This window comes from Pedobacter sp. KH_004 (genome assembly GCF_057840755.1).
On the sequence record NZ_CM174519.1, the window covers coordinates 5,102,749 to 5,121,051 of the forward strand.

Annotated in this window: 13 protein-coding genes; 8 read left to right on the plus strand and 5 right to left on the minus strand. The window is 39.6% G+C overall.

Going from position 1 to position 18,303, the window contains the following annotated elements; all coding sequences use genetic code 11:
* Nucleotides 1-96 precede the first annotated feature (96 nt).
* The 5 genes from AC3ITD_RS22000 to AC3ITD_RS22020 all read left to right on the plus strand — a co-directional run bounded on the left by AC3ITD_RS22000 (nt 97) and on the right by AC3ITD_RS22020 (nt 5,009).
* Complete coding sequence (locus AC3ITD_RS22000; RefSeq protein ID WP_489362811.1) at nt 97-234, plus strand: DUF6728 family protein; 138 nt, start codon at nt 97-99, stop codon at nt 232-234.
* Between the two features lie 5 nt (nt 235-239).
* The gene (locus AC3ITD_RS22005) at nt 240-620 is read left to right on the plus strand and encodes a RidA family protein (RefSeq protein ID WP_265800835.1); all 381 of its coding nucleotides are present in this window, start codon (nt 240-242) and stop codon (nt 618-620) included.
* A 2-nt stretch (nt 621-622) separates the two neighbouring features.
* Nucleotides 623-1,525, plus strand: coding sequence for an EamA family transporter (locus AC3ITD_RS22010; protein ID WP_489362812.1), 903 nt, complete (start codon nt 623-625; stop codon nt 1,523-1,525).
* Between the two features lie 4 nt (nt 1,526-1,529).
* Complete coding sequence (gene recG, locus AC3ITD_RS22015; RefSeq protein ID WP_489362813.1) at nt 1,530-3,635, plus strand: ATP-dependent DNA helicase RecG; 2,106 nt, start codon at nt 1,530-1,532, stop codon at nt 3,633-3,635.
* 90 nt (nt 3,636-3,725) lie between these two features.
* Nucleotides 3,726-5,009 carry an MFS transporter gene (locus AC3ITD_RS22020; RefSeq protein WP_265800838.1) on the plus strand — a complete coding sequence of 428 codons (1,284 nt, stop codon included), beginning with the start codon at nt 3,726-3,728 and terminating at the stop codon, nt 5,007-5,009.
* Between the two features lie 460 nt (nt 5,010-5,469).
* Here AC3ITD_RS22020 and AC3ITD_RS22025 read toward each other — a convergent pair whose 3' ends face one another.
* The 5 genes from AC3ITD_RS22025 to AC3ITD_RS22045 all read right to left on the minus strand — a co-directional run bounded on the left by AC3ITD_RS22025 (nt 5,470) and on the right by AC3ITD_RS22045 (nt 15,331).
* Nucleotides 5,470-5,685: a PLDc N-terminal domain-containing protein gene (locus AC3ITD_RS22025; protein WP_056851107.1), complete on the minus strand. Its 216-nt coding sequence runs from the start codon at nt 5,683-5,685 to the stop codon at nt 5,470-5,472.
* Nucleotides 5,686-5,699: 14 nt separating this feature from the next.
* On the minus strand, nt 5,700-7,451 hold the full coding sequence (locus AC3ITD_RS22030; protein WP_265800841.1) for an ABC transporter ATP-binding protein: 1,752 nt from the start codon (nt 7,449-7,451) through the stop codon (nt 5,700-5,702).
* Between the two features lie 104 nt (nt 7,452-7,555).
* Nucleotides 7,556-10,756, minus strand: a complete 3,201-nt coding sequence (locus tag AC3ITD_RS22035) for a TonB-dependent receptor (protein ID WP_489362814.1) — start codon at nt 10,754-10,756, stop codon at nt 7,556-7,558.
* Between the two features lie 242 nt (nt 10,757-10,998).
* Nucleotides 10,999-12,309: an amidohydrolase family protein gene (locus AC3ITD_RS22040; RefSeq protein ID WP_265800843.1), complete on the minus strand. Its 1,311-nt coding sequence runs from the start codon at nt 12,307-12,309 to the stop codon at nt 10,999-11,001.
* Between the two features lies 1 nt (nt 12,310).
* Nucleotides 12,311-15,331 (minus strand): amidohydrolase family protein, encoded by a 3,021-nt coding sequence (locus AC3ITD_RS22045; protein ID WP_489362815.1) that lies wholly within the window; start codon nt 15,329-15,331, stop codon nt 12,311-12,313.
* A 113-nt stretch (nt 15,332-15,444) separates the two neighbouring features.
* On the opposite strand from AC3ITD_RS22045, the gene AC3ITD_RS22050 reads away from it, so the two are divergent.
* The 3 genes from AC3ITD_RS22050 to AC3ITD_RS22060 all read left to right on the plus strand — a co-directional run bounded on the left by AC3ITD_RS22050 (nt 15,445) and on the right by AC3ITD_RS22060 (nt 18,300).
* Nucleotides 15,445-15,888, plus strand: coding sequence for a cytochrome B (locus tag AC3ITD_RS22050; RefSeq protein ID WP_489362816.1), 444 nt, complete (start codon nt 15,445-15,447; stop codon nt 15,886-15,888).
* Nucleotides 15,889-16,273: 385 nt separating this feature from the next.
* Nucleotides 16,274-17,671 carry an anthranilate synthase component I family protein gene (locus AC3ITD_RS22055; protein ID WP_489362817.1) on the plus strand — a complete coding sequence of 466 codons (1,398 nt, stop codon included), beginning with the start codon at nt 16,274-16,276 and terminating at the stop codon, nt 17,669-17,671.
* Between the two features lie 44 nt (nt 17,672-17,715).
* Nucleotides 17,716-18,300: an anthranilate synthase component II gene (locus AC3ITD_RS22060; RefSeq protein ID WP_265800848.1), complete on the plus strand. Its 585-nt coding sequence runs from the start codon at nt 17,716-17,718 to the stop codon at nt 18,298-18,300.
* The last annotated feature ends 3 nt before the right edge of the window (nt 18,301-18,303 follow it).

Below are 18,303 nucleotides of genomic sequence, written 5' to 3' on the forward strand. Positions count from 1 at the left end.
TCAATATAAAGTTTAATAGAAAAGTCCCGATGTAGATCGGGACTTTTTTTATGCCTTTTAATTTTGTGTATAAGGCTTTTTATCTAAGTTTGCATTATGTATTTCTTCAGGAAAAAGGATCCTAACAGGCCAAATAACATCAACATCAAAATTATGCATTTCATCAATGCATTGGTGATCATTATCTTTCTTGCAGGTATAACCTATAAAGTCGTTCAATGGCTTTCTAAATAAATTTTATGAAAAAAATCATTACAACTACAAATGCTCCAGCTCCGATTGGGCCGTATAGCCAGGCGGTACAAGCCGGCAATTTTTTATTTGTTTCAGGTCAGGTAGCTATTAATCCAGAAAATGGAGAGCTAAATTTGGTTAATATCGAAGAAGAAACTCATCAGGTTATGCGCAACTTGAAAGCGGTGCTTTTAGAGGCGGGATTATCTTTCGATAACGTTGTAAAATCAACTATTTTTCTCTCGGATATGGGTACCTTTTCACAAGTAAATGAAATTTATGGTCAGTACTTTACAGCTGATTTTCCAGCCCGTGAAACCGTTCAGGTTTCTGTACTGCCTAAAAATGTGAACGTAGAGATTTCTGTAATTGCGATCGTTCAATAGTTTTGGCAACCGCTAGAGCGAAATACTTTGTAGCTGGCATTATTCCCTACATTATCTGGGGTACAATGTCAATTCCGCTACGGAACATCAAGGGTTTTCCTCCTCAAGAAATTCTTTATTATAGAATATTTGTTTCTATCATAATGGTATGGACAATTATTCTACTTTTCAGGAAAGATGCCTTAAAAAATGATTTCAATTTCTTTAAGAATTTAATATCACCTAAGAAGACCAAGTTCTTGTTATTAACCCTTCTTTCTGCCTTTTTAATAACAGGGAATTGGTTTACATACATCTATACAGTAAACAGCGTAAGTCTAAGGGCTGCCGCTTTTGCTTATATGGTCTGTCCTCTTCTAACCGCATTGTGTGGGTTCGTTATCCTTAAGGAGCAACTTACCAGGACTAAAGTAATTGCGCTGATTATTGCATCTATGAGCATTGCATTGTTAGCCACAGGGTCTTTACGTGAGGTTTTATGGGCAATACTTATCGCATCATTTTATGCACTTTATGTTATTGTGCTCAAAATAATTAAGGGTATTGATAAGTTCAATTTCTTAGGCGTTCAGTTAATTTTATCAGGTCTGATGATGTTGCCCATGTATTTGTTTACCCCAAACACATTTCCTGTAGATAATTTTTTTTGGTCGCATATATTTTTAATTGCTGCGGTGTTTACCATTATCCCACTCTTTTTAAATTCTTATGCTTTACTAGGAATGCCATCATCGGCGTTAGGTATTCTAATTTATCTAAATCCTATCGTTGCTTTCGCAGTTGCATTCTTCTATTTTAAGGAACCGATAGATGTGCATCAGCTTTTCGCCTATTTGCTATTGCTGTTGTCGATTGTTATTTTTAATGCGCAGTTGCTAAAAAGCATTGTTTACAAAAAAGCTTAGAAATTTGTTTCATTCGATTTTAGATACACCAATTGAATTTATAAAAGGCGTAGGACCAAGTCGTGCTGATGTTTTGAAAAAGGATTTAGGTCTTTTTACTTTTCAAGACATGTTAGCGCACTATCCTTTTCGCTATATCGACCGTACAAAGTATTTTAAAATCAATGAAATCAATCCCGATTCGCAATATATTCAGATTATTGGTCGTGTAATCAGCAAAAAGGTTATTGGCGATAAAAGAACGAAGCGGATTGTGGCTGTTTTTAAAGATGAGACGGGTATGATGGAGCTGGTTTGGTTTCAAAGTTTGAAATGGGTAGATGATCATATTACCGTTGGAACAGCTTATGTGGCTTTCGGCAAACCGAATTTATTTAACGGAACGTTCAGTATCTCTCATCCAGAAATGGAACTGTACCAAAACAAACTTGTAGGGAGGGGCAATTTAACTTTACAGCCTGTTTATAATTCTACTGAAAAACTAAAAAAGTTTACTTTGGATTCAAAGGGGATTCAAAGGTTAATTGCTGGTTTGCTAGATCAAGTTATCACAGAAGTTCCTGAAAACTTGCCTCAGTATATTATTGATAAATATCAGTTGCCAGATAAAAGAAGGGCTTTGCTGAGTATTCATTTTCCAAAAAATCAACAGGATTTGAACGCTGCGGAGAGAAGATTGAAGTTTGAAGAACTTTTTTTTATTCAGCTTCAATTGTTGCATAACAAACAATTGAGACAACTGAAATTTAAAGGGGTGACTTTTGATAAGGTGGGCGAAAAGGTCACTCGATTTTATAAGGAGTTTTTACCGTTTGAACTAACCAATGCTCAGAAGCGTGTTATTAAAGAAATTAGAATTGATACACAACGTGGAGTTCAGATGAACAGGCTTGTTCAGGGCGATGTAGGTAGTGGCAAAACCGCTGTAGCCTTGATGAGTATGCTTTTAGCAAACGATAACGGTTACCAGGCGTGTATGATGGCTCCTACAGAAATTTTGGCTCGACAACATTTCGCCTCAATTACAGAATTGGTAACTGATGATTTGGTTAAAGTTGCAATCCTCACCGGAAGCACCAAGAAAAAAGAGAGGACAATCCTGCATGAGCAACTGGAAAATGGAGAAATAGATATTCTTATAGGAACCCATGCCTTGATTGAGGATAAGGTAAAGTTCAAAAATCTCGGTTTAGTAGTTATTGATGAACAGCATCGCTTCGGGGTAGAGCAGCGCGCGAAGCTTTGGCGGAAGAACATCATTCCGCCACATATTTTAGTGATGACCGCAACGCCGATTCCACGGACGCTGGCGATGACACTCTATGGCGATCTTGATGTTTCCATTATCGATGAACTGCCTGCAGGAAGAAAACCTATCGAAACGCGGCATTTGTTTGAAGGACAACGATTAAGGATGTTCGGGTTCATGAAACAAGAGATTGCTAAAGGCCGACAAGTTTACATCGTTTACCCATTGATAAAAGAAAGCGAAAAGTTGGATCTTTTACACCTTGAAGCCGGTGTAGAGCAGTTGAGTTACCAGTTTCCTCGCCCTGATTATCAAATTAGCATTGTGCATGGGCAGATGCCAAATGCAGATAAACGATTTGAGATGCAACAGTTTATTGATGGAAAAAGCCAGATCATGGTAGCTACTACGGTGATTGAGGTCGGTGTGAATGTTCCCAATGCATCTGTTATGGTAATTGAGAATTCTGAACGCTTTGGGCTTTCCCAATTGCACCAGTTGCGCGGTAGAGTAGGTAGGGGGGCGGAGCAGTCCTTTTGCATTTTAATGAGCGGAAACAAACTCAGTAAAGAAGGTAAAGTACGTTTAGAAACCATGGTGCGAACCAATAACGGTTTTGAAATTTCGGAAATTGACTTGCAGCTTCGTGGTCCTGGGGATATTTCTGGAACCCAACAAAGTGGTGTCCTTGATTTGAAGCTGGCAGATTTGGCAAAGGATCAGATTATTCTATCTGAAGCTAGAAATACAGTTATAGAACTTTTTTCAGATGATCCACAATTGGAAAAACCAGAGAATAAAGTTTTGAAACTGCATTTGCAAAAACTAGAGAGAGGCATTTCATTTGATAAAATCTCTTAGTATCGGTTTCTGGTAACAATTCTAATCCGAGTTTAATTCATTTGCGATTTTTAATTTTTCAAACATTAGTTTTGTAGGAAATATTTTCTCGTGGCAGATTCAGATTCCAACCCCATTATAGTTAAACAGGATCCATTCGCAGCATTGCGTTTTAAAGAATTTCGTTCTTTTTTAGGAATGCGTTTTTTCTTTACGTTGGCCTATCAAATGCAGGCTGTGGTTATCGGATATCACATTTACGATTTAACCCACGATGCATTGAAGCTTGGTTTGGTGGGTTTGTGTGAAGCAATCCCTGCGATCGGAATTGCACTCTATGGAGGATACATCGCCGATAAAAGTGAAAAACGGGGCTTGCTGATTAAAATATTTTCGGGTGTATGGCTTGCTTCGGTGCTCATGCTTATTATCACCAGTAAATATTTAAACCTGAAAGAGGATTTAATTGTACTGATCATGTACGGCTTAGTTTTCTGTATCGGTTTGGCTCGTGGCTTTTTCGGGCCAGCGACCTTTTCATTGATGGCCAATATCATCCCGAAGGAACTCTACCCGAATTCGAGCACTTGGAGTAGCAGCAGCTGGCAGCTGGCCACCATTATTGGTCCGCTACTTGGTGGATTAATTAATTGGCTTTGGGGAATCACCGCTGCCTATAGCGTTATCGTTTTTCTAGTTTCAGTGTCACTCGTCTGCATTTTCACATTTAAAAAACATCCAGCTACCTTTGCGCCAACACAAAATATCTTTCACAGTTTAAAAGAAGGAATTCAATTTGTCTTTAAAACCAAAATGATGGTTTGGGCAATGAGTTTAGACCTTTTTTCTGTTTTTTTTGGCGGTGCAGTGGCACTGCTTCCCATTTTTGCGAAAGATGTTTTTCACTTAGGTTCATTTGGTTTGGGTATGATGCGTGGAGCAGCCTCATCTGGGGCAGTGATTACGATGCTTTTGATGACGCGATTTTCTCCTATGGGCAAGCCGTGGAGAAATTTGCTCATTGCTGTGACCGGTTTTGGGCTCAGTATTATTTGTTATGGTTTATCCAAAAACTTCTATCTCACGCTTTTCTTTTTGTTTTTAGAAGGGTCTTTTGATAGTGTCAGCGTAATTATACGCCAAACCATCATGCAGCTCCTCACGCCAGATCATATGCGGGGTCGCGTTTCTGCGGTAAATAGCATGTTCATCGGCTCATCAAATGAGATTGGGGAGTTTGAGTCAGGTTTAACGGCAAAATATATGAAACTAGTTCCTGCGGTAGTTTTTGGCGGCAGTATGACCATCGCAATTGCTTTTATTACCTGGTTAAAAACTAAATCTCTTACCAAATTGAGTTTACAGGATATTAATGAGCAAACTGCTAAAGGTTAGTATAAAATATAATAAAACTGGCATCGCTGCCTCTATTGAGCTGGAGCCTGCCTTTTCCGCAATCTTTCTGCGCTGGTTGTGCCGATTCGATTAATAACCAAAAACAAAACGGATTTTAGTACACTTAGGTTTAGCTTAGAGCATATTCTGCATTTTAATAATTGGAAACGAGCTCTTTGCACTCATTAACACGAGCGTAGTGAGTAAGGTAAATGCTAATAAACGACAGGAACCGTTAAGCTATATTGCAATTGTTAGAAACCAGCGCAGGTGTGAATTATAAAGATGAGCGCAAGTGTAAAAGACTTTCAACAAAACGAAATCTATTGCAAATTGAACCTAATGGACGGGACGGAAAGCCGCTATTTCTCATAGCGCTTGGAGATACAGCGGGGTAGATACAAACTGAAGTATTTCTTACTAAATTTTTATTTTATCAACCCTGGATAAAGCAAAAAGCCTAAAACTTTCTATTCTTACCCCAAATTAAATAAATAATTGACCCTAAAAATGGAGCCAGTAATATGATAACAAACCATAGCGCTTTTACCGGGAACAGCATTCCTTTGTTCCTCGAGATATGATAAAGTGCGGTTAAAATTAGCGCCAACCATAAAATGGCGCCAATTATAATGATTATGCCAATTTCGTTGCTTTCAATTTGTGCTACTAACATAGGATGAAGTTTTATTATACTTCAACAATTCTTTCACCAATTTGTTGTCGCCACATGGCTTGATACAACCCGTTTTGAGCGATCAACGCTTCGTGAGATCCTTGCTCGATGATATGTCCTTTCTCCAAAACGTAGATTACATCAGCATGTTTGATGGTTGATAAACGGTGGGCAATCAAGATTGTAATGTGGTCTGTTAAGTCGGAAACAGAGCGAATGGTTTTGGTAATTTCTTCTTCTGTGATAGAATCCAATGAGGATGTAGCTTCATCAAAAACTAAGATATCTGGTCGGCGAAGCAAAGCCCGGGCAATAGATAACCGCTGTTTTTCGCCTCCTGAAACTTTAACACCTCCTTCACCAATTAACGAATCCAAACCTTTGTCTGCTCTGGCAAGCAAAGTTTGACAAGCTGCCTGGTTTAATACCTTGTAACACTCTTCATCGGTAGCAGTCGGATTTACGAATAGTAAATTCTCTCTGATGGTGCCTGAGAACAGCTGCGTGTCTTGTGTTACAAAACCGATTTTTTCTCTTAGCGCATCTAAATCAATATCATTACTTGGTGTGCCATTGTATAAAATCTCCCCTTCTTTAGCTGGATAAAGGCCAACTAACAGTTTTACCAGAGTTGACTTTCCTGCTCCTGATGGACCAACGAAAGCGATGGTTTGCCCACTTTGCGTTTTAAACGAAATGTTTTCTAAAGCATTTCTATTTGCAGTTTGGTGTTTGAAGCCAACATTGCTGAAAGTTAAATCTTTAATTTTATTGATGGAAATGGGGTTCTCTGGCTTTTTATCAATTGGCGTACTTAATATTTTTTTGAAATTACCCAGTGAAACCTCTGCTTCACGCCAGGCCAGAATTACGTTTCCAAGTTCTTGCAATGGGCCAAAGAGGAAAAACGAATAGAACAGGAAAGTTAAATACTGGCCAGCTGTAATGGCATTATCGAAAATAAGCAACAATAAAACCAAGATCATCGTGCTGCGAACCAGGTTTACAGTGGTGCCTTGAACAAAGCTCATACTGCGGACATACTTTACTTTCTTCAACTCCAGACCTAAAATTTTGTAGGTGGTTTTATTCAAACGTTCAATTTCCTGATCGGCCAGACCCAAACTTTTTACCAGTTCTATGTTTCTTAATGATTCTGTTGTAGAACCCGCCAAAGCGGTTGTCTCACCAACAATGGAGCGCTGGATGGTCTTTATTTTGCGGCTTAAAAACCAGCTTACAAAACTGATAATTGGAATAGCCGTAAAATAAACCAGTGTTACTTTGTAGCTGATGGAAACGGAGTAAACAATGACGAAAATCATGCCGATCAAACTCACAAACAAAATACTGATGAAAGAGGTAATAAATTTCTCGGAGTCTAAACGTACTTTTTGTAGAATGCCCAATGTTTCTCCACTGCGCTGATCTTCGAAAACCTGGTAAGGTAGTTTTAGAGAGTGCTGTAAGCCGTCAGCATACATTTTTGCACCAACTTTTTGAACAATGACACTAGTGAAGTAATCCTGGAAGTTTTTAGCGATACGCGAAACCATTGCTGCGCCAATCGCCAGGCCAATTAATCCGAGCGAACCCCATAGGTATTGGCTATAAGTTAATTTATCTTTTTGATTGATGAATTTGTCTAAAATTCTTCCGGTGATATATGGATCTAAAAGTGAAAAGCCAATATTTAAACCTGCAAGCAATAGTGCTAAAGCCACAATCCACTTGTGGTTTTTCAGGTAGTCTAATAATAATCCCATTAACGTTTTGTTGTTTGTAATGCAAACATAAAAAAAGGGAACGGATAAAAATCCATTCCCTTTTTTTATGACTTTTTGGAAAGATACAGTCTATCTTTCAATGACTAAAATCCGTATCTCAAACCGATTTGAAACTGGTAAGGATTGCCACTTGGGTTAACAATACCGGCATTATTTACACGGTAATTGAAAGTTCTGCTATCTGAAAAATAAGCAGGTATTGCAGGAACGGCAGGTGTAGTGCCTGTTGCAGGTACAGCCGCACGTCCGTTTAAAGCGTAAAGCGCTTGCGTACCCAAGGTCTCATTCACACCCCATTTCTTATTCAGCAGGTTGGCGAAGTTGAAGATATCACCAGAAATTTCAAGTGTGTGAGTTTTATAAAGCTTGAATTTTTTACTGATTCTTAAATCTACAATTCCATAAAAGCCATTTTCTCCACCATTCCTTTCGGCCATTTGTCCTGAATATTTATTGATGTAATCTTTTAAACTTTGGCTGGCCAATGGATTATCCATAATCGCTTGTAAGCCGGTGCGAACTGTTTGGGAGACTGCAGGGTTATTTCTGTCGAAAATAAAAGCTAAATCGTTAGTGGCCACGAAGTCACCATTGGTGTTTGTTCCAGATAACAAGCTATAGCGAGTACCGCCAATGCCTGAATACCGAACTCCAATGGTTACGCCGTAAAAGGTTGGAAGCGTACCGTAAACCACTACTTTGTTGCGGAAGTGATTATCTGAATACGACATTCTGCTTAAATCTCTCGGATCATCTTTTACCGGAAGTGATAATGTTGCGGTATTCGCTACGTTACCATTGTAAGAAGTATTGTCTTTTGCGTCATTCCAGGTATAGCTTGCTGTAATTTCTCCATCTTTAAAGTAATTCCAGGTTGCATCTAATACCACTGCAAACTGATTTACTTTACCTTTACTGTTCATTTCCAATACGCGTCCGAACTGATTTGATAAGCGGCCCGCTTTCCAGTCTACAACACCGTTTGAGGCATTGATAGTAGGAACGAAAACACCTCTATTATCTTCATTTGAAATGGTAAAGAAAGGATTAGCTACCATATTTCTATCTACATACATGTAGTTGTTTCGACCTAAACTTGCGTAACCTGTAATTCCAACTTTAAATTTATCCGTAATTAATTTACTGTATGATAAATTGGCTTTGTAGATTACGGGTACTTTAGCATCTTCAGCATAAGTATTGATAGTTGGTACCTGTAAAGCTGTTAAGGTTGGTGCAGCCACCCCATTTCTGTAACCGATAAAATCTGGTCTTGGCACATCAGCCCCTTGAACATCCACGGTAGCAAAATGCTTTCCGTCGAAAGTTAGGTTATTAATAGTCATGTAATTGTTAATGTCTGAACCAAAGATACCTGCGCCGAAACGAACAAAATCTGTTCTGTTTTCATTGATATCCCAGTTAAACTGAATTCTTGGCTGAATAAGAAACTGTTTCAGTTCATGGTCAGTTCTAACACCTATGGCATCAAACAATTGTTGGTTTAACGGCGACTTTGGATATGAGCTGTAGTCCATACGCAAACCTCCGACAAACTCTAAGCCTTTAGCTAACTTAGTTTGCATTTGACCATATAATGCCATGTTCCAGATTCCGGCCTTAACTGTTGGGTCTTCCACCAAAGGGGCTTCACGATAGTAAAGATATGGAGCAAGATTGTTGAAGTTTTGGATAGCCGTGGCACCTCCGTTTGTATATTCAAAACGTCCGTTTACTTCACTTCCGTAAAGCGACTTGGCATGAGTATACATTACATCAACACCGAAAGTGTATTTCACTTTGTCGGTATTGTAGTAGAAGTTGTCTACCAATTGAAGTACGTTATTGGTGAAACCTTCCTGGCCAAAACGATGACCACCAATTTGAATTGCTGTATTTCCTGTTGTTCCATCAGCTAGTGTTGAAGTGACGTTACGAACAATTGCTCTTGGTATCGCATATTCCAACTGGTCATTTTGTGTGCTTGCCTGAAAGGTGTATAGGTGTTGAACTTTCAATTCGTTAGTTACTTTACTATTTACGGTTGAGCGTAAAGTTGCCAATAAACTGTTATCAACATTTTTGTCATTACCATAACTTTCGAAGAAATTTATGGCCGTATTGTCTGCCAGCCCTAGTGGATTTCTATCGTTGGTATAATTATCGCGAATAGTTAACAGGTTTTTCTCATTGATTTGCCAATCTAAACGGGCGAAAGCTGCATCTGTTCCACGCTTTTTATCAAATGAACCATACTGATCGCCACTAGCCACGCCGTATTTAGCACGTGCAACTCCGGCAAATTCCTCTAAGGTGCTATTGGTTATTCTAAATCTTGCCTCATCGGCAGGACCGTTAATATCTGCAATAATAAGCGGACGGGCATCTCTTTGGTGATCCCATCCCACAAAATAATGTAATTTGTCTTTAATGATCGGTCCACCCAAGGTAAAGCCATATTGATAAGTCGAGAAATCGTTATCACGTTTTACACCTCTGATATCGTATGGAGAAGCTAACCAATCTGCTCTTCCATACATAAAAGCACTACCGCTAACTGTATTCGTTCCTGATTTGGTTACCGCTGTTACCGTACCGCCGCCGGCTCTTCCTAAAGTAACATCATATTGATTAGTCACTACTTTAAATTCCCGAACTGCCTCAATGGAAATTGAATATGGCGCACCACTACGGCTGGTTGTGCTTCCTGCCGAAGTAGGGTTTTTTGCGTTCATACCATCAATGGTGTAGTTGGTAGATGAACCTAACTGACCAGCAATACCACCACCACGACTTAACGGAGACAAATCCATCAAGTTGGAGAAGTTACGGCCGTTAACAGGCAACTGGTTCATCGTCTTGGCAGAAATCTCGGTTGAGGCGCCAAAATTCTGCACTTTATTTCTTAAACCCGAAGCCACGACCTGAACGGCCTCCAGATTTTGTGCGGCCTCTTGCATGGTGATGCCAACTCTGGCAACATCGCCAAAGTTTAACATATAGCCTGTTCTAGTTTGTTCGCCAAAACCTACGTATACAGCTTTTATAGTATAAGGACCGCCCAAAGGAAGCTCTTTGAATGTATATTCTCCCTGGGCATTGGTTGAAGTTCTGGTAGTAAAACCGGTAGAGTTATTTTTAATTTCAATGGAAACACCTGGAATGGGTTTCTTTTGTTCATCGGTTACAATACCGGATATGGATGCTTGTGTTGTTTGTGCCATTGCAGGTCGGGTTGCAAAAGACAGTAGTAGCATTACTGCGACTAGTAGATTTTTCATCATCGTTGGATTTTTAATGGGTTGTGAAGCCTTTATCAAGCCGCCTGAATTTAGGCTGCTGTTCAAAAGCATTTCAGCATGATTAGTTTTGATTTTTTATGATGCAAAATTCTACGAGTTGTGTTAAGATGGTTTCTATTTTATATTATGAAATCGTTTAGAAATGATGTTATTTATTGGCTAGTGTTAAAATAAAAAACGGCCAATAAGTTAATATTGGCCGTTTCTGTTAAATTAGTGTTTGCTTACTTCTTTTCAGCGGTATATTTATCGCTAAACTTCTTGTCCAGTTGTTTGTGCAAATTATCCAGATTGATATCTCTTCCCTGGATAAATGCCTGTTCCACTTTGTTGGTTCTCATATCCAAAGCATCGCCTGCAGAGATGAAGAAAGTGGCATCTTTTCCCGCCTCAATACTTCCAGTAGTTTTATCAACGCCCATTACTTTTGCAGCATTTAGCGTGATGGTAGACAAGGCCTTCTCTTTGTCCAAACCCCATGCGGTAACCGTTCCGGCCATAAAAGGCAGGTTGCGTTGCTGCCAATAACCATCGATACTTAACACCACATTTAAGCCAGCGTTAGCTAATACAGCTGCGTTTTTATAGGGCATATTTACATCGTCATCATTATTATTTGGCAAAGCATGAGGCTGTTTTACCACTAAACTGATGTTGTTTTCTTTTAAGAAATCGATCACCAAATAAGCCTCATCAGCGCCAGTGATTACAGGCGTGATACCGAATTTTTTGGCAAAGTTTACCGCGGCAACAATGTCCTTTTGGCTATCCGCTGAAATGAACAATTTCTCCTGCCCAGAAAAAACTTTTTTCATGGCCTCAAAACGGGTGTTAATTACCTCCGGTTTGCCCATTTCCGAATAAGCCTTAGCTTCTGCAAAAAACGAGGTCAATTGTGCGATGGCAGCTTGTGTTCTTTCTGCTAAAGCCTCGGCCGACATTTGTGGCCTGCCGAAACCACCAAAGCCACCTCTAAAACGTGGCGTTACAGGCCAGCTCATGTGCATGGCATCATCCGTTTTAATTGCTGCATCTTCCCAGTTCCAGGCATCCAATTGTACTACAGAAGAACTTCCGGATACCGTTCCGCCTTGTGGAGTAGGTTGTGCCATTAATACACCATTACTTCGCAATGTTGCCGGCACTTTCGAATCGGTATTGTAGGCTACGATCGAACGGATGTGGGAGTTGAAATCGCCAATTTCCTGGAAATCCAGCGTAGCTTTGATCGACTCAGTTTCTGCTAACCCTAAGTTTGTTGTCGCTGCAATAAAACCCGGGTAAATGTGTTTCCCTTTAGCTACAATCCTGGTTACATCATCTTGTGGTACCTGATCATTGGCCATAACAGAAATAATTTTTCCGTTGCTAAAAAGAATAGTTCCGTTTTCAATTACTGTTCCATTGCCCACGTGTACAGTAGCTCCGCTAATGGCAATGGTTTTAGTTTGTTTTTTTGCTGGCGATATGTTTGCTTGTGCAAAACACATCAGGCTTGATGCCGAAAAAGCCAGACTCATTAAATAGGTTTTCATGTTAGTGTGCATGTTCTTTTTCGGTTAATTCTGCTGAATAGTTTTCTAGAGTTTCGCAATTGTACAGGCGTGGAGCATCACCCATTGGGCGTTGCATTCTGCCACCTTTACTTTTGCTTTCCAACATTTTTTGAATCAAACGGGCTTTTTCAGCTTGTTGTGCCTTAATTACCTGAGCGTCTTTTTCAATGTCCCAATAAGCGACGCCATCCACAAATGTTTTTTCTGCTTTTGCGTATATCGAAAGCGGATTGGCAGTCCAGATTACCACATCAGCATCTTTTCCAGGTTTTAAACTGCCCACTTTATCATCGATGTGTAGCATGCGTGCCGGGTTCAAAGTCACAAACTTTAGTGCATCTTCTTCCGGAACGTTACCATAAAGCACCGACTTTCCTGCTTCCTGGTTTAGGTGACGAGCCATTTCTGCATCATCAGAGTTAAAGGCAGTGGTTACACCCACATTGTGCATAATTTTGCCGTTATACGGAATCGCTTCTGCAACCTCGTTTTTGTAAGCCCACCAATCAGAAAAAGTAGAACCGGCAATGCCATGTGCTTTCATTTTGTCTGCTACTTTGTATCCTTCTAAAATGTGGGTAAAAGTATTGATTTTGAATCCAAGGCTGTCGGCAACGTGAATTAACATATTGATTTCGCTTTGCACATACGAGTGACAAGTGATGAAACGTTTGTTGTTTAAAATCTCAACAATGGCATCCAGTTCTAAATCTCTTCGAACGCTATTGCCTTTCACTTTCATCGCTTTCTCATACTCTTTGGCCCGGGTAAACTCATCAACAAAAGTTTGCTCTACACCCATACGTGTAACCGGAAAGCGGGCACCTGTACCGAAATTACTTTGCTTTACGTTTTCTCCCAGTGCAAATTTGATGAAACCATCAGCACCAGCAAACTTCAATTCTTCCGGCGATTTACCCCAGCGCAGTTTAATTAATTGCGATTGACCGCCAACCGGGTTTGCTGAACCGTGTAAAATATGCGAAGTCGTTACACCTCCCGCCAATTGGCGATAAATGTTTACATCTTCGGAGTTGATAATGTCCGCGATACGAACTTCGGCAGAAACCGATTGCGCCCCCTCATTAATACCGCCGCTACCAGCGATGTGAGAGTGTTCATCAATAATGCCAGCGGTAATGTGTTTGCCAGTGGCATCGATTACCTTGGCACCACCAGCTGAAAGATTTTTTCCAACAGCCTTAATTTTGCCGTTTTCTAGAAGTACATCAGCATTTTGAAGGATACCGTCTTTTTCATTTGTCCAAACGGTGCCGTTTTTAATCAAAACGGTCTCTACCTTTGGCAATTCCGCGGCGCCGAAGGCAGTAAAAGGATAAATCAGAGAACCCACCGCAAGTGTAGGTTTAGGATCTTCTTTCTTAGGCGATTCTTTAGCAGCTTCTTTGTAGGTAGCTGTAAATTTCCCGGAAGTTCCATCTGCCAATGCAGATTCGCCTTTTATCGTAATTGGATTAGCAGAGGTAATGTATCCACTCAAACGAACATCACCTTTAGGGGTTTTCTTTAGATTGAAGTTGATACTTACCCAATCGCCATTTCTGGTAAAAGTTGCAGTAGTTTTAACGCTATCCACTCCAGCTCTTTCGATGGCTGCAGTTGAGCCGCCACCTGTTCCCGTAATTTTAAGTGTTAAAGCACCAATGCCATCCACATTTAAATTATAAGTTCCACGCACATCACTCACGTCCATTTTATTTACAATAAAACGTTTTCCCTGAACCCAGTTTTCGAAAATGATGTTGCCGTTTTTAAATAAGTTATCTGATGATATTAAAAAGTTGGCAATTTTACCTTTTTCAAGTGTGCCCACTTTATCATTTATCCCCAGAAGTTCAGCAGGGATGGATGTTACCGATTGAAGCGCCTGTTTTTCAGTTAAGCCGTTTTCAACCGCAGTGCGGATATTCGCCCAGAAGTCGCGACTGTTTTCTAATCCGAAAGCAGTTAGAGCGAAATTAATTCCGGCCTTTTCTAAAGCAGCTGGATTAGTTGGAGCTAACTCCCAACCTTTCATTTGCGATAGCGTTACATTTCTGGCTTCTGCCGGATCTTCCACATCATAAGCTTTAGGGAAAGATAGAGGGATAATTAAACTAGCGCCTGTTGCTTTTACTTCATTGATTCGTTGATATTCATCGCCACCAGATTTGATAATAAATTTCTTGCCAAATTCTTTGCCGATTTTATCGGCACGAAGTACATTTTGCCATCCGTCAACTTCAAAAATTTGTGGCATGTTTTGTTGCTTGCCAAATTCATCTAACGAAATATTGTATTCGTCTTTCTGTTTGCCATACCACTGCGCATCGTAGTAGGTTTGGCGCAACAAAGCAATGGAACCCATTAAGGAAGTGGGGTAATCGTTTGATGAGGTTCCTTTGTTGAAGGAATAATTAGCTGCGGTTTGATCTTTCAAAATTACGGCGTTATCAGCGCCTTCATTTAAGCTTACTGCTGCAGAAACGCCCCGGGCAATTCCATCACGACTGATTACATTCACACTTCCAAAGCCTGCCTTACGTAATTCGTCTGCTTTTTTGGTATCAACCGAGAAAATGTTTTTCACATACGTTTCAGGTCTGATGGCTTCGTTCCAGCCATAAGCACCTTTTTTTGTAGAGATAAAAATAGACTGACGCTGCCCGCCAAATCCTCTTACTTGTGCAGGTGCTTCAGTAATTCCATAGCTTGAAAAAGCATCTACCATTGATGGATAAATAAATTTGCCTTTCAAATCGACCACAACATATCCTTTTGGCGCAGCCATTCCAGCTCCAACAGCCTGAATAGTTTGTCCTTTAATTAGAAGCGTAGCATTTGATAAAGTTTGGTTCGCATTTACCACAATTGTTGCATTTGTAAAAGCAAACATACCAGGCCGGGTATCAAAAGATCCGTTTACCGGGAAAGTTGTTTGCTGCGCAAATAAGATTGTAGTAGAAAATGCCATCGCGATAGCGAGTAAAATTTTCTTCATAATAAGTTTAGGGGTTTATTTTGTTTAAAACTAATATAAATTAACGTTGGTTGCACTGAATATCCTATTTTTTACAATTATTCCCTATTTTTGAAGAAACATATTAGATCAAAATGTACAATATTTTAAAATCTGCGCACTCTGGATGGCGCTACATCGTATTAATTTTATTAGTTGTTGCCGTTGTTAACGCTTTATCGGGGTGGTTTGGCAATAAAACTTATACAGAAGGCAACCGGAAGTTAAATGTATTCACTTTAATTAGTGCTCATATTCAATTTCTTATCGGATTGGTACTGTTCTTTTTTAGCCCTTTAACAAAATTGCCAATGAGCGATGCGATAGGAAGATACTTCAAGGTAGAACACACTTCCATGATGCTTATTGCTATCATTTTGATCACCGTTGGAAATGCGAGATCTAAAAAAGTGGCAGATGCTGTAGCCAAACACCGTACAATCTCTATTTTCTTTGGACTGGCTTTGCTATTGATTATCGTTTCGATTTTAATAATGACGAAAAATGTTCCTGGAAGATCATTTTTCGGGATCTCTTAAAAACTAGTACTTTATTGATAGCATATTATTGTTTCAATAAAGATTGAGTAACTAAATTTCCAATTCGATAAAGAAAATTCAATTCAAAAATGAGTTTCCCTTTTATATTAGGTTAATGTTTATAGGAAATTTCACAAATATTTCCATTATTCAAAATTCTTTATATTTTTGTCCCACATGATTAACAATATACATACCTGGCTTTGGCAAAGTAATTCACAACAGAATTGCGCCGGCTGCGTATGAGGAAAATATTTTTATCAACCTAAACCTAATTGAACCATTAAAGCCCGGCGTAGAACCACACGCCGGGCTTTTGTTTTTTTAAAAAAAAATTACAGAGAGGAGATTGCTTCGTTGTTCCTCCTCGCAATGAAGATAGAAAATGTTTAAAATTAATACCACTTACAAAAAAATGCTTGCCGATACTACCACGCCTGTGAGCATTTATTTACGCTTACGCGATGTGTACCCCAACAGCATATTGTTAGAAAGTTCTGATTATCATAGTCGGGAAAACTCAATGAGTTTCGTTTGTGCAGAACCCGTAGCCGGGATTGTTTTAAAAGGTAGTCGTTTGGAAACTTATTTTCCGGACGGGACGGTGGCGATTAAAGAAAGCAGAAATTTAATTGATGAAATAGCCGATTTCAAAGATCAGTTTAAAGAAACAGAATTGCCTGAAATTAAATTTATTTCAAGTGGCTTATTCGGGTATTTTACGTGGAATGCCGTTCAGCATTTTGAAGATATTAAATTCATTTCTAAAACTCCGGAGGGAGAGGAAATTCCCGAAATGCAGTATCATTTGTATCGCTACATCATTGCAATTGATCACTTCAAAAATGAAATCACCCTTTTCAAAAATACTTTTGAGGGAGAAGAAGAAGGTGGATTGGAAAAAATGGAGTATCTCATCCAGAATAAAAATTATCCGGAATACAAATTTCAGCTGCGGGGAGAGGAAAGCTCAAACCTAACTGATCAGGGTTTTATGGACTTGGTAGAGAAACTACAGAAGCATATTTACAGAGGTGATGTTTTTCAAATTGTTCCCTCCAGGGCGTTCAAACAAGCGTTTTCTGGTGATGAATTTAACGTTTATCGTTGCTTGCGTTCCATTAACCCATCGCCATATTTGTTTTATTTTGATTATGGTAACTTCAAACTTTTTGGTTCATCTCCAGAGGCCCAGATTACAATTAAAAATAATACCGCCAATATTTTTCCAATTGCCGGAACCTTTAAGCGCAGTGGTAATGATATCGAAGATGCAGAGCAAGCGAAAAAGTTAGAGCAAGATCCAAAGGAAAGCGCAGAACATGTGATGTTGGTTGATTTGGCCAGAAATGATCTAAGTCGTCACTGTAATCGCGTAGAAGTAAAATCGTTTAAGGAAGTACAATATTACTCCCATTTGATTCACCTGGTGAGTAAAGTAAGCGGACATTTGCAGGAGGACGTGAGTGCGTTTAAAGTGGTGGCAGATACTTATCCCGCAGGAACTTTAAGCGGTGCCCCAAAATATAAGGCCATGCAGCTGATCGATGAAAATGAAAAGCTTGGACGTAATTTTTATGCCGGCGCAATTGGCTTTATGGGCTTTAACGAAGATTTTAACCATGCCATAATGATCAGGACTTTCATGAGTAAGAATAACGAACTGCACTACCGGGCCGGTGCGGGAATAGTGGCAGATTCTGTTCCGGAAATGGAGATGCAGGAAGTGAATAATAAGATTGCGGCTTTGCGCAAAGCTTTGCAAATGGCCGAAGGCATTTAAGGAAGATGAAAATAGATGATGTGTTTATAAAAGAAGGATTATCAATGGAAAATAAAGACAAAAAGACTGTTCTAGTGATTGATAACTATGATAGTTTTACTTATAATCTCGTTCATTTAATTAACGAAGTAGGCTACGAAGCGGTAGTTTGGAGAAATGATAAATTCGAATTGGCTGATGTGGCACAATACGATAAAATATTGCTTTCTCCTGGTCCTGGTATTCCGGAAGAGGCTGGATTATTATTGGATGTAATTAAAACTTATGCGCCAACAAAGAGTATTTTTGGGGTGTGTTTAGGTCAGCAGGCTATAGCCGAAGCTTTTGGCGGTACGCTGTTAAACCTGGGCAGACCTATGCATGGAATTGCCACGCCAGTTACTGTGGTAGATGGCGATGAACCTTTGTTTTGGGAGTGCCCTCAAACGATAAATGTGGGCAGATACCACAGTTGGGTGGTGAGTAAAGAAAATTTTCCATCCTGTTTAAAAATCACTGCCAGAGACCACAAGAGCGAAATTATGGCTTTGAGACACGAAAGTTTGGATGTTCGCGGGGTACAGTTTCACCCTGAAAGTGTATTAACAGAGCACGGAAAGCAAATGATGGAGAACTGGTTAACGAATTAATAA